General features: G+C 70.8%; 12 protein-coding genes and 1 pseudogene. 3 read left to right on the top strand and 10 right to left on the bottom strand.

The window, feature by feature from the left end:
- Position 1: 1 nt before the first annotated feature.
- The 7 genes and pseudogenes from HBH26_RS20455 to HBH26_RS12935 all read right to left on the bottom strand — a co-directional run bounded on the left by HBH26_RS20455 (position 2) and on the right by HBH26_RS12935 (position 7,508).
- A complete protein-coding gene (locus HBH26_RS20455) occupies positions 2 to 1,027 on the bottom strand; it encodes a UDP-glucuronic acid decarboxylase family protein (RefSeq protein WP_209308549.1) in 1,026 nt (341 codons plus the stop codon).
- A gap of 30 nt (positions 1,028 to 1,057) precedes the next feature.
- Positions 1,058 to 2,068, bottom strand: a pseudogene (locus HBH26_RS21060) (CgeB family protein); the annotation flags it as partial.
- Positions 2,065 to 3,153 carry a CgeB family protein gene (locus HBH26_RS12915; protein ID WP_168135040.1) on the bottom strand — a complete coding sequence of 363 codons (1,089 nt, stop codon included), beginning with the start codon at positions 3,151 to 3,153 and terminating at the stop codon, positions 2,065 to 2,067. The pseudogene HBH26_RS21060 and the gene HBH26_RS12915, both read right to left, overlap by 4 nt.
- Positions 3,150 to 4,262, bottom strand: coding sequence for a CgeB family protein (locus tag HBH26_RS12920; protein WP_168135041.1), 1,113 nt, complete (start codon positions 4,260 to 4,262; stop codon positions 3,150 to 3,152). Before HBH26_RS12920 ends, HBH26_RS12915 begins: the two co-directional genes overlap by 4 nt.
- A complete protein-coding gene (locus HBH26_RS12925; protein WP_168135042.1) occupies positions 4,259 to 5,338 on the bottom strand; it encodes a glycosyltransferase family 4 protein in 1,080 nt (359 codons plus the stop codon). Before HBH26_RS12925 ends, HBH26_RS12920 begins: the two co-directional genes overlap by 4 nt.
- On the bottom strand, positions 5,335 to 6,396 hold the full coding sequence (locus HBH26_RS12930) for an SDR family NAD(P)-dependent oxidoreductase (protein WP_168135043.1): 1,062 nt from the start codon (positions 6,394 to 6,396) through the stop codon (positions 5,335 to 5,337). The genes HBH26_RS12925 and HBH26_RS12930 overlap by 4 nt, the downstream gene beginning before the upstream one ends.
- Entirely contained in the window at positions 6,393 to 7,508 is a 1,116-nt protein-coding gene (locus HBH26_RS12935) for an SDR family NAD(P)-dependent oxidoreductase (protein ID WP_168135044.1), read from the bottom strand. Before HBH26_RS12935 ends, HBH26_RS12930 begins: the two co-directional genes overlap by 4 nt.
- A 186-nt stretch (positions 7,509 to 7,694) precedes the next feature.
- Here HBH26_RS12935 and HBH26_RS12940 point away from each other — a divergent pair, with 186 nt between their 5' ends.
- Positions 7,695 to 8,282, top strand: a complete 588-nt coding sequence (locus tag HBH26_RS12940; RefSeq protein WP_168135045.1) for a histidine phosphatase family protein — start codon at positions 7,695 to 7,697, stop codon at positions 8,280 to 8,282.
- Here HBH26_RS12940 and HBH26_RS12945 read toward each other — a convergent pair.
- Complete coding sequence (locus tag HBH26_RS12945) at positions 8,263 to 8,685, bottom strand: DUF6165 family protein (RefSeq protein WP_168135046.1); 423 nt, start codon at positions 8,683 to 8,685, stop codon at positions 8,263 to 8,265. The genes HBH26_RS12940 and HBH26_RS12945 overlap by 20 nt on opposite strands.
- Positions 8,642 to 9,583 carry a glycosyltransferase family 9 protein gene (locus HBH26_RS12950; protein WP_168135047.1) on the bottom strand — a complete coding sequence of 314 codons (942 nt, stop codon included), beginning with the start codon at positions 9,581 to 9,583 and terminating at the stop codon, positions 8,642 to 8,644. Before HBH26_RS12950 ends, HBH26_RS12945 begins: the two co-directional genes overlap by 44 nt.
- A 165-nt stretch (positions 9,584 to 9,748) precedes the next feature.
- On the opposite strand from HBH26_RS12950, the gene HBH26_RS12955 reads away from it, so the two are divergent.
- Both HBH26_RS12955 and HBH26_RS12960 read left to right on the top strand, forming a co-directional pair.
- Positions 9,749 to 10,561, top strand: coding sequence for a TIGR04290 family methyltransferase (locus HBH26_RS12955; RefSeq protein WP_338057363.1), 813 nt, complete (start codon positions 9,749 to 9,751; stop codon positions 10,559 to 10,561).
- Entirely contained in the window at positions 10,558 to 11,478 is a 921-nt protein-coding gene (locus HBH26_RS12960; protein WP_168135048.1) for a glycosyl hydrolase, read from the top strand. Before HBH26_RS12955 ends, HBH26_RS12960 begins: the two co-directional genes overlap by 4 nt.
- Positions 11,479 to 11,486: 8 nt before the next feature.
- Here HBH26_RS12960 and HBH26_RS12965 read toward each other — a convergent pair whose 3' ends face one another.
- A complete protein-coding gene (locus HBH26_RS12965; protein WP_239024774.1) occupies positions 11,487 to 11,978 on the bottom strand; it encodes a DUF1003 domain-containing protein in 492 nt (163 codons plus the stop codon).
- Positions 11,979 to 12,036 lie beyond the last annotated feature (58 nt).

Below are 12,036 nucleotides of genomic sequence, written 5' to 3' on the forward strand. Positions count from 1 at the left end.
GCTACGCCGCGGCGGCGACGCGCGGCGCCGCCAGTTCCCCGGCGAACCATGCGCAGGTCCGCTCCAGCCCCTCGCGCAGGTCGACGCGCGGTTCCCAGCCGAGCAGCGCCGCCGCGCGGCTGATGTCGGGACGGCGGCGGCGCGGATCGTCGACGGGCAGCGGACGATATTCCACCCCGGCGCCGCTGCCGGTCAGCTCGACGATGTGGCCCAGCAGCTCGTTGACCGTCATCTCGTTGGGATTGCCGAGGTTGATCGGCTCCATCCCGTCGATGTCGCTCTCCATCAACCGCATCAGGCCGTCGACCAGGTCGGAGACGTAGCAGAAGCTGCGCGTCTGCGTGCCGTCGCCGTAGATGGTGATCGGCCGGCCCGACAGCGCCTGGCAGATCAGGTTGGAGACGACGCGCCCGTCGTCGGGATGCATCTGCGGCCCGTAGGTGTTGAAGATGCGCGCCACGCGCACGTCGGCCCGGCCGGTGCGCGCGAAGTCGAACGTCATCGCCTCCGCCGCGCGCTTGCCCTCGTCGTAGCAGGCACGCGGGCCGGTGCAGTTCACGAAGCCGCGGTAATCCTCGCGCTGTGGGTGGATCTCCGGATCGCCATAGACCTCGCTGGTCGACGTCAGCAGGAAGCGCGCGCCCGCCTGCTCGGCCAGGCGCAGCAGATGGTCGGTGCCGACGACGCAGGTCAGCATCGTATGCTCCGGATCCTCCTGATATTGCGGCGGCGACGCGGCGCAGGCGAGATTGTAGACGCGCGTGAACCGGCCGGCGCGCGAGGTGATCGACGCGGGCAGCGGATCGACCACGTCGGCCTTCACGAACTCGAAGCGCGGGTGGCCTTCCAGCAGCTTCAGGTTCGACGCGCGCGCGGTCTGCAGATTGTCGAGGCACACCACATGGTCGCCCCGCGCCAGGAGCGCCGCGCACAGGTGCGAGCCGATGAACCCGGCTCCCCCCGCGACCAGGGTGAGCGGTGCATTCTGGTTCTTCATGCGCTTCCCCTCCGTTCTCTCGTTCTGCATCGCCTCGGCGAGGTGCGCCTCCAGCTCCGCCGCGCGGTGGTGCGCGGTGTGCGCGGCCAGCACGCGCGCGCGCGCCGCCTCGCCCACCGCGGCAGCGTCGCGTGACAGCGCGGCGAGCGTGTCCTCGCTCGTATCCGCCAGCACGATCTCGCTCTCCGGCGTCAGCAGCGTCTCGATCCCGTCCCAACGGTCGGACAGGATCGGCGTCCCGCACGCCGCCGCCTCGAACAGGCGGACCGACGGCGACCAGCCCGCCGCGATCATGTCCGCCCGCGTGACGTTCAGCGTCCAGCGCGAGGCGGAATAGAAGGCGGCGTGTTCGGCGGGCGGCAGATGCTCGATCCGCTCGACGTTGGCCGGCCAGTCGATCGTGTCGGGATATTGCGGCCCCGCCACGGCGAAGCGCTTTTCCGGCGCGCGGCGTGCCGGCTCGATCAGCAACCGTTCCAGCGTCGGCTGGCGATCGTCGCTGTAGGTGCCGAGGTAGGTGAGATCCCACTTCTTCCCGACCGGCAGCGGGCGATACGCCTCGGCATCGACGGAGCAGTAGAGCGCCCGCGCGCGCGGCGCGCCGAACTGCCGCTCGATCCGCTCCAGCGTCGGCCCGCCGGTGAAGGAGAGATAGACGTCGAAGCCGGGGATCACCTCCGCCGACACATATCTGGTATCGCCGCGCTCCAGCCGTGCGAGCGTGACGGGAGTGTCGATATCGTAGAAGGCGGTCGCCCCGCGCGCGTGCGCCTGGACGTAGCGCGCCACTTCGACGCCGTCGGGCACGTAGGAACCGACGATCACCGCGTCCGCCGCCGCGATCTCGCCGCGCCAGTCGTCCAGCGCGGCGAGCGTGCGGTAATAGGCGAGCCGGCAATAGGCCGGGTCGGAGAGGTCGCGGTGCGCGCCCGCGTACCAGGGCACCTCGCGCTCGAGGAACAGGATGTCGTGCCCGCGCGCGGCGAAGGCCGACAGCAGTGCGCGGAACGTGGTGGCGTGCCCGTTCCCCCATGAGGACCCGAGGCTGAGGCCGAGGACGACGATCTTCATGCCGCTTCCCTCCCCTGCGCCGCCCGATCGCGAAGGATCGCGTCCACCTGCACCCCGCGCAGTTCATAGGTGTGCTCGGCCAGCACGCGCCGCAGCGCCGCCTCGCCGATCGCCTGTGCCCGCTCGCCCGTCAGCGCCGCGAGGTGGTCCGCCACGTCCTGCCCGTCGCGCGCGACCAGCACCTCCTCGTCGGGAACGAGGAACTGCTCGATCCCCTCCCACGCGTCGGTGATGAGGCACGCCGCCGCGCCTGCCGCCTCGAACACGCGGGTCGCGGGGGAGAAGCCGACATTCGCCATGCTGTCGCGCGCCACGTTGAGCACGGCGCGCGGCGTGCAGTTGAAGGCGTTGTGCTCGCGCGTGCCGACATGGCCGATGTCGCGCACGTTCGCGGGCATCGCCTTGTCGTGCCAGCCGTTGCCGCCGATCAGGAACGCGGCGTCGGGCGCGTCGGCGGCGGCGCGCAGGAAGAACTCCTCCACCCGCGCCTCGCGGTCCGGCAGGCGGTTGCCGAGGAAAGCGAGGTCGCAGGCGAAGCGCGGGTCGGGCGCGACCGGATGGTGAGTCTCCGGATCGAGCGCGTTGTAGACCGGCACGCACTCGCGCGCGCCGAACCCTTCGTAGGCGTTCACGACGGGCGGCCCGCCGCCGTAGGTGAGCACCATGTCGAGATCGGGCAACGCGCGGCGTACCGGATGGTCCGCGTCCCCCCGCATCTCGTCCAGCGTGGCGGCGGCGTCGACATCCCAGAACAGCTTCAGCGCCCCCGGCCGCGCCTGCGCGATCACGCCGTCCAGCAGCTCGGCATCGAACACGCCCACGCCGTTCGCCTTGACGACCACGTCCGCCGCGCGTGCCTCCGCCAGCACGCCGCGCATCGCCTCAACAGTGGCGGGATAGACGACGACCTTCGCCCATTCCGGCGGGTCAATGTCGCGATGCTGCTGTCTGTCGAAGGCGTCGGGTTCGTAAAAGGTGATCTGATGCCCGTGCGCCGCCAGCGCCTTCAGGATGCCGCGGTAATAGGTCGCGGCGCCGTTCCAGTAGGAGGAGAGGAGGCTCGATCCGTAGAAGGCGATCTTCATGCGGCATCCTTGGTCGCAAGGGGGAGGTCGAGCTGGCGCGCGATCGCTTCCAGCTCGTCGACGCGGTGGGCGCAGCTATGCCGCGCGCGAACGGTTTCGAGGCCGCTGGCGACCAGCGCGGCACGAAGGGCCGCATCGTCGCGCAGCGCGGCGAGGTGGCGGGCCATCTCCGCGCCGTCGCGCGCGACGAGATAGTCGGTGCCGGGGCGGAACAGCCCCTCGGCATCGTCCCACGGCGCGGAGACCAGCGGGATCCCGCAGGCCAGCGCCTCGAAGACGCGGATCGTTGGGATACCGGGGAGGATCGTCGAGTAATAGCGCCGCGGCACGTGGACGGTGGCGAGGTGGCGCGCGAAGATGTCCGGCGCACCGGCGTTGGGCGCCCAGCCGTGATAGCGCGCACCGTACCGCGCCAGCATGGCCTTCGCCTCGTCCGGGTAGCGCACGCCGTAGATGTCGAGCGGCAGCGCGGCGTCACGCGCGGGGGCGAGCAGGAAGCGCTCGATCTCCTCGGTCCGTTCGCCGTCGCCCCAATTGCCGATCCACACGATCCCCTCGCGCGGACCCTCGCGCTCCGGCGGGTGGAAGCGGGTGAGGTCCGCGGCCTCGTGCCAGGTCCACACGCGGTCGCCCCAGCCCCAGCCGCGGTACACCTCCGACAGCGTCTCGCCGAACGCCAGCACGCCGTCGTAGGCGGACAGGTCGTAGGCGCGCATCTCCTCCGGTGCGCTGACGGCGCGGTGGTGCGTGTCGTGGAACAGCAGGCGGAAGCGCCCGCCGCCGGCGCGCAGGCGGCCGATGCGCGCGACCAGATCGTGGTCGTTCCACTCGTGCACGATGACCAGCTCGGCGTCGCCGATCAGCGCGGCCACGTCCGCGTCCGCGGCGAAGGTGGTGGACGACAGGTCCGGATAGGCCCCGCGCCACGCCTCCAGCCCTGCCTCGCCGTGGTCGGTCAGCAGGTTCTGGAGGCTCCAGGCGCCTTCCGGCTCGTAGACGCGCACGTCGTGGCCGCGCCGCTGCAGTTCGCGCATCACCCCGCGCAGGAAGTGGGCGTTGCCGTGGTTCCAGCAGGACGCGAGACTGTGCGTGAAATAGGCGATCCTCATGCCGCCACCTCGCGCATCGCCGGCGCCGCGACGCGCGCGTACAGACGCGCCATCGCGCGCGCGGTGGCGGTGGGCGTGTAGCGCGCCGCCCGTGCGGCGGCGGCGTCGCCGAGCCGGCACGCCTCGGCGGGATCGTCCGCCAGCCGCGCGATCGCATCGGCCCAGTGCGCCGGATCCTCGCCGGCGACGAACAGCGCCGCATCCTGCCACAGCTCGCGGAACACCGGCATGTCGGCGAGCACCAGCGGGCATCCCGCCCCCGCGGCCTCGAGCACGGCGAGGCCGAACGGCTCGAACCGCGCCGCGGACACGAACATCGGCCGTGCGGACAACCGCTCGGCCAGCGCCGCGGCGCCGAGCGTACCGAGGTGCGCCAGATGCGCGGGCGCCACCGTCTCGCCGTGGGGCGCGATCAGCGGTCCGGCCGCCTCGAAGGCGAAGGGCAGCCGTGCCGCCACCGCATCGAGCAGCGGCGTCGCCTTTGCGGCATCCCACAGCCGTCCCGCGGTGAAGGCGCGGCGCGCGGGCGTCGCGCCAGATTTCGGCGGCACCGCGCGGCCGTTGTGCACGGCGACGGGATCGACCGGCAGACCGTAGCGCCGCCGCACCGCCGCGCCGTAGGCGGCGCTCGGCACCACCACCGCGTCGGCGCGGCGCAGGCCGTCGGCCGCCAGGGCGGCGTGCCAGGCGTATCGCGCGGGCAGCGGCTCGCCCGGGCGCGTCGCCTCCCACCAGGTCGCGATCGCGCCGTGATCCACCGCCACCACCGGCACGTCGAATGTGGCCGCGGCGGCCAGCGCGGGCGAGTTCAGCTGCACGACCTCGGCACGCCCGGATCGCGCCAGGTCAACGATCGCCGCGGCCGCGGCGCGGACCGCCGCGGCGTCCTCCGCCAGCCAGTCGAGCGGCAGCCCGGTGGCGATCACGCGCACGCCCGCCACCTCGTCGACCGATCCCGGCCCCATGTGCGCGATCGTGACGTCGTGGTCGCCCGACAGCGCAACGGCGAGGTCGGTGGCATATTGCCACACCCCGCCGACCGAATCCGCCGTCATCAGGACGCGGCGCTTCCTCATCGCGCCGCGGCCCGCACCGCCGTCGCGCCGGGCAACGACAGGCCGCGCTCCGCCGCCAGCCACTGCGCCAGCGCGGCCACGCCGTCGCGCCAGTCCACCGCGGTACCAAGGCCGAGCGCGCCGCGCACGGCGCGCGTGTCCGCGACGAAGTAGCGCTGGTCGCCCGCCCGCCAATCCTCGAACGCGATGTCGGGCGCCCCGCCCGTCAGCTCGCCGATATACGCCAGCAGCGTGCGCAGGCTGACGGCATTGCCCGCCCCGCCGCCCAGGTTCAGCGCGCGCCCCGCCACCCGATCGATCCGCCGCCACGCCGCGAGATACGCGTCGACCGCATCGGAGACGTCGAGGATGTCGCGCACCTGATGCCCGTCGCCGTACAGCGTGATGCGCTCGCCCGTCAGCGCGCGGATCAGGAAGTGCGCGACCCACCCCTGGTCCTCGGTCCCCATCTGCCGCTGGCCGTAGATGCAGCTCATCCGCAGCACCGCCGCGGGCACGCCGTAGCTGCGCGCGTAATCGAGCACATACTGGTCCGCCGCCCCCTTGGAGCAGCCGTAGGGCGTGTGGAAGTCGAGCGGCCGGTCCTCGCCGATGCCATGCGCGCGCAGGCCCGGGTCGGCGGGCAGATAGCCCGCGTCGGTCGCGACGAAGGCGACATCGGCGAGGTCGCCGTAGACCTTGTTGGTCGAGGCGAAGACGACGGGCGTGGTCGCGCCCTTCGCGCGGATCGCCTCCAGCAGGTTGAACGTGCCGAGGATGTTGATCGTCAGATCGTCGCGCGGATCGGCCAGGCTGGTCGTCACCGCCACCTGCGCCGCCATGTGGAACACCGCGTCGGTATCCGCCACCGCGCGCCGCAGCGCGTCCTCGTCGCGGATGTCGGCGACGACGTCGACGATGCGCGCGCCGTGCCGGTCCTTCAGCCACGCGAGGTTCCGCTCCACGCCGGCGCGGGACAGCGCGTCGTAGACGATGACGTCGTGCCCCTCCCCCGCCAGCCGGTCGGCGATGTTCGACCCGATGAAGCCGGCCCCGCCGGTGACGAGGACCGTGCTCACGCGACCAGGCCCCGGCGTTCCAGCTCGGCCCGCGCCTCGCCGACGCGATCCACCGCGGTCTGCTGGCCCACCCAGTCGGCGAGGACGGCGAGCCCCTCCTCGAAATCCTGCCGCGGCGCGAAGTCGATCGTCGCGCCCGCGCGGGCGATGTCGCCGAAGCAGTGGCGGATGTCGCCGATCCGCGCCTTGCCGACCACCTCGGGCGCGGCGTCGTTGCGCCCCATCGCGCGCGCCAGCGCCTCCGCCACCTCGGTCACGGAACGATCGCGGCCGGACCCGATGTTCAGCGTCTCGCCCACCGCACGCGGATCGACCAGCGCGTCGCAGAAGGCGCGCGCCACGTCGGACACGTGGACGAAGTCGCGACGCTGCTGCCCGTCCTCGAACACCATCGGCCGCTGACCGTTGAGCAGCCGCGAGGCGAAGATCGCGAGGACGCCGGTATAGGGATTGGAGAGCGCCTGCCCCGGCCCGTAGACGTTGAAGAGGCGCAGGCACGTCGTCTCGATGCCGTAGGGCGCGCCCATGATGTGCGTGGTGCGCTCCTGCACGTATTTGTTGAGCGCGTAGATCGAGGCGAGCGTCGGCCGCTTCGTCTCGGGGGTCGGCACCGGCACCAGCGGTCGGCCCGCCGTATCGACCGGATCCCACACCGCCTGCCCGTCGCGCACCGTGCCGCGCTCGGCATCCTCTACCAGATTGCCGTCGGCGTCCCGGTACAACCCCTCACCGTAGATGCTCATCGAAGACGCGGTGACGACGCGGCGCACCGGGCGGTCGATCAGGCGTTCGAAGAGCACGGCGGTGCCGACATCGTTGGTCGAGGTGTAGCGCTCCACCTCGTACATCGATTGGCCGACGCCCACTTCCGCGGCGAGGTGGACGACCGCATCGACACCTTCGAGCGCGCGCGCCACGGCGTCGCCGTCGCGCACGTCGCCGCGGATCAGCTCGACCTCGTCGTTCAGCATCGCCGATCCGTCCACGTGGCCATGCACCTGTTCGATCAGCGCATCGAGCGCGCGCACGCGATGGCCGCGGCGCAGCAGTTCCTGGCATACGGAACGACCGATGAAGCCGGCCCCGCCGGTCACGAGAATATGTTCGGCCACGTCTCCCCTTCCCCACCTTGCGAGTTGATCCGCATCAAGAATTGATGAGGATCAATATCAATTTCTGACTTGGATCAGCTGCAGCTTTATACCTTGATCTTCATCGATCGTTTCGTTCACAACTCGATTGCCAATGCTTCTTCTTCATCTTTGTTCCCGTTGAACTTTCCGGCCGGATCGGACGAAATGACGAACACGATCCTGCTGGCGCGGCACGGCACGCACGATGAAGTCGGACGGGTATTGAGCGGCCGGTCAGAGATCGCGCTGAACGTCGCCGGCCGCGAAGAGGCGGAGGCGATGGCGCGCACACTGCGCGACGTGCCGCTCGGCTCGATCCACGCCAGCCCCCGCCGCCGCACGATGGAGACCGCACTGCCGGTGGCGCACGAACACGGACTTTCGGTGGTTCGGGCCGCGGCCCTGGACGAAATCGATTTCGGCCGCTTCACCGGCCTTGCCTTCGACGCGCTGGAGAGCGACGCCGACTGGCGCGCGTGGAACGAGCACCGGGGCACCGCGCGCTGCCCGGGAGGCGAGACGATGGCGGAGGTGATCGCGCGCGCGGGCGCCTACCTGCGCGCGTTGCCCGTTTCGGAGGCGCCGATCCTGTGCGTGACGCACTGCGACGTGATCCGCGGGCTGGTGGCGGACGCGCGCGGCGACGGGCTGGACCGCCTGTACGCGCTACCCTGCGATCCCGGCTCGCTGACCGAAGTGGTGGTGACCGGCGAGCGCCTGTGCGTCGTGGCGCTCAACCGGCGGCCAGGCTGATCGCGGGCGCCGTGTCCGCGTAGCTCTTCTCCTCGACAAGGTCCGATTCCAGCTCCTCGTTGATCGCACGCTTGATCGCGGCGCGCCGGTCGTTCTGTTGGTAGACGGCGCGCGCCAGCGCGACGAAGTCGGTGCCGAAGTCGGTCGCCGCCTCGCGCTCGCGGATGGCGTCCTCGATATCCCACAACCGCTCGTTCACCTGCTTCAGCGCGACGACCAGCGTGGCCACCGCATCCTGACGCATCACCTCGGCACCGATGCGGCGGAGCAGCCCGTACTCGCGCAGCACGTTCGCGCGAGCCTCCGCCTTCGCAATCCGGTCGCGCTTGATCTCGAGGATCGTGATCTTGTCGAGCAATTCACCCCAGGAGACGGGGACCGAGGGAGTCGCGATGCTGGCCATGGTTTGCCCTTTTGACGCAAGGAGAAGAAGCGTGCCCCGGCAGGTCGCGCCGAAGACGGGAGACGGCGCCCGCCCAGTCGCCGGGGCGCGGCTGCGCGTAGAGGCGGGCATGCGGGTACCAGGGCGTGTCGCGCGCGGCCGGATCCCAGCGCCAGTCGGGTTCGGCCTTCAGCAGCAGCCAGGTCGGCCGGCCCAACGCGCCGGCGAGATGCGCGATCATCGTGTCCACCGTGACGACCAGCGCGCACCCGGCGACCAGCGCCGCGGTCTGCTCCATGTCGAAGGGGCAGCCGCCCGGGTTCAGCACCGGAAGCGCGCTCGCCGCCGCGACCAGCGTGACGCACGGATACGCGCGCGCGACCGGTCCCAGCAGGGCGGGCGACAGCGACCGTGACGGATCCCATCCTCCAGCAGCATGGCACAGGCCGATCGCGCCCGACGGCAGCGGCACGGGGGGGACCGACAGATACGCCGCCGGTGCATCCTGCGGCCGCGCGCGCAGGACGAGCGGCAGGTCGCCGATCTCCACGTCGCAGCCGCGCGGCGGCAGCGGATGCGCCGGATCGAAGGGGTGGAAGGCGATCGACGGAAAGGCGCGCGACACCAGCGGCAGCAAGCTCTCCTGCACCTCCACCGCCACGCTCGCGGCGCGGGCGGCGAGCAGCGGCAGGAAGCGCGCGAACTGCAACGTGTCGCCCAGCCCGTGGTAGCAGCGCACCAGCACGTCGCGCCCGTCCACCGGCTCGCCGCTCCACACCCAGCGCAGGTGATAGGGAAGGGCCGGATCGTCGCGCGTCGCCGGATCGCGGGCGACGAGGCTGGCCAGTGCCATGTCCCACGCGCGCTCGTACGCGCCGCTGCGCATCGCCGCCGTCCAGTCGTCCACACCCGCCGCCATGATGGCGCCAAAGCCGCGAGGGCAGTGGCGGTTCCGTCGCCCGGTCAAGGAACGTAGCCCGGATCCGAACGTTCGCGAAACGATGATCCAGCTTCAATAAAGCTTGGATTGACCTGTATTAATTGCCAACGATCGCCGATCGGGCGAAACCCGGGGGACATGAGTGTGACCGCCGAACCCACGCCGCACGACGACGCGATGGTCCATGCGCTGCGCCAGCGCGTGGGCGCACTCGGCCCGTGGTTCCACAACATCGATCTCGGCGGGGTGAAGACTGCGCCCGACCATTTTCTGGGCGATTATCCCGCGGAGAAGTATGCGCGCTTCGCCGATGCGGTCCCGCGCGACCTGACGGGCAAGAGCGTGCTCGACATCGGCTGCAACGCCGGCTTCTACTCGGTGGAGATGAAGCGCCGCGGCGCCGCGCGGGTGGTCGGCATCGACAGCGACGACCGCTACCTCGCGCAGGCGCGGCTGGCGATCGACACGCTCGGCTTCGACGGCGTCGAGTTCCGCAACCTCTCCGTCTACGACGTGGGCGCGCTGGGCGAGCGGTTCGACCTCGTGATCTTCATGGGCGTGCTCTATCACCTGCGCCACCCGCTGCTGGCGATGGATCTGATCCGCGAGCACGTCGCGGGCGACCTGATGCTCTTCCAGACGATGCAGCAGGGATCGACCGAGGTGGAGGCGGTGCCGGAGGATCATCCCTTCTACGCGCCCGGCACCTTCGTGCCCCCGGCCTATTTCGACGCTCCCGGCTATCCGAAGATGCACTTCATCGAGCGGCGCTTCGCCGGCGACTGGACCAATTGGTGGGCGCCCAATGCCGCCTGCACCCAGGCGATGCTGCGCGCGGCCGGGTTCGCCGTGGAGCCCACGGCGGAAGCCGACGTCTACCTGTGCCGCACCGCGCCGGTTCCGTTCGCGAAATTCGGGCCGGCCGCGGTGTATCCTGCGAAAGGGAATCTTGCGTGATCGAAGCGGCGATGATCTGGAACGAGCCGAACAACAAGTCGCACTGGGACCCCGAACTCGATCCCGACTGGTCGATCTACGCCGACACCGTCATCCGCGCCGGCGCCGCCATTCGCGCGATGAACCCCGCGGTCACCCGCGTGCTCGGCGGCATGTCGCCGATCGACCCGCAATGGGTGAACCGGATGCGCGGGCACGGCGCGCTGAACGCGGTGGACGTGGTCGCCGTCCACGGCTTCCCGCTGGACTGGAACCTGTGGTCGATCCACGACTGGCCGGCGAAGATCGCGGAGATCGAGGCGGTGGTTCCCGACAAGCCGGTGTGGGTGACCGAGGTCGGCGTCGGCAGCTTCGGTGCGGAGGAGGTGCAGGTATTCGGCGTGGAGAAGACCGCCGAGCTGCTCGTCGGCCGCGTACCCAACATCTACTGGTATTCCCTCTTCGACCTGCCGCACGAATGGGGTGCGACGACGCGGCACCGCGAGGCGGAAGGATCGAGCTACTATCGCCACTTCTACATGGGGCTGATCCGCGCCGACGGCACGCCCAAGCCGTCGCTTGAAGCGTACGCCCGCCACGCCGCGGACATGGGGCTGATGCAGTGGTTCCATTTCGAGGATCCGCGGCTGGACGACGCCGTCGCGTGGATGCGGCGGCTCGGGGTGCGCAAGCTGCGCACGGGCCTCAGTTGGGCGGACCGCCTCCGGCCGGGCGCGCTCGACTGGTTCGACCGGATGATGGGCGCGCTGGAGGAGTTCGACGTCACCGTCACCTTCTGCTTCACGCCCGAGCATCTCGGCGTCCAGCCGCACCACACCAGTCCGGCGCGCGAGCCGCAGCTGTTCGCCGACTTCTGTGCTGAGATGATCGACCGCTACGCGCCGGCGCCCGCGCTTCCCCTCGTCGCCACCGCGTGATGCCCGCCTCATTCCTTGCGGCGCGCGTCCAGCGCATCCATCACCTGCGTCGGCTGCACGTCGCGCGTGACCTCGCGATAGTCGGGCGCATCGGCGTCGATCTCCAGCCGGCGCGCGATCCGCGCCACCATGTCGGCGACCTTGGTCAGCTCGTGCTCGGCCAGCAGGTTGATGTGGAGGTCCAGCTCCGCGCGGCGCCGCGCCTCGGCGGACTCGCGGTTCTGACTGATGAGGACAAAGGTGGAGAGGAAGATCGCCTCCACCGACGCCACCATCGCCAGCACGACGAACGTCGGATCGAAGCGTGGCAGCAGCGGCAGCCAGCCGAGGTTGACGAGGATCCACAAGCCGTAGAGCGACAGGTGAATCGCGACGAAGGTCATCGATCCGGTGAAGCCGGTGATGGCGTCCGCGATCCGCTGCGACCAGGGCGCGCGCGCCGCCTCGTTGCGCCGGCGCCGCGTCAGCGACTCGATATTGCCCCGCAGGGTTTCCTGCATTCCCGTTTCGATCGAAGGACTTGCCTGATGATCCGTCATGCCGTCGCCAATCGCTGGC

Origin of the sequence: Sphingomonas corticis, from assembly GCF_012035195.1 — a bacterium.
Taxonomy (GTDB): Bacteria; Pseudomonadota; Alphaproteobacteria; order Sphingomonadales; family Sphingomonadaceae; genus Sphingomonas; species Sphingomonas corticis.

Coding starts and splice junctions, on each gene's coding strand:
- HBH26_RS20455 (WP_209308549.1), bottom strand. CDS start 1,027: ATGCAGAACGAGAGAACGGAGGGGAAGCGCATGAAGAACCAGAATGCA.
- HBH26_RS12915 (WP_168135040.1), bottom strand. CDS start 3,153: ATGAAGATCGCCTTCTACGGATCGAGCCTCCTCTCCTCCTACTGGAAC.
- HBH26_RS12920 (WP_168135041.1), bottom strand. CDS start 4,262: ATGAGGATCGCCTATTTCACGCACAGTCTCGCGTCCTGCTGGAACCAC.
- HBH26_RS12925 (WP_168135042.1), bottom strand. CDS start 5,338: ATGAGGAAGCGCCGCGTCCTGATGACGGCGGATTCGGTCGGCGGGGTG.
- HBH26_RS12940 (WP_168135045.1), top strand. CDS start 7,695: ATGACGAACACGATCCTGCTGGCGCGGCACGGCACGCACGATGAAGTC.
- HBH26_RS12945 (WP_168135046.1), bottom strand. CDS start 8,685: ATGGCCAGCATCGCGACTCCCTCGGTCCCCGTCTCCTGGGGTGAATTG.
- HBH26_RS12950 (WP_168135047.1), bottom strand. CDS start 9,583: ATGGCGGCGGGTGTGGACGACTGGACGGCGGCGATGCGCAGCGGCGCG.
- HBH26_RS12965 (WP_239024774.1), bottom strand. CDS start 11,978: ATGCAGGAAACCCTGCGGGGCAATATCGAGTCGCTGACGCGGCGCCGG.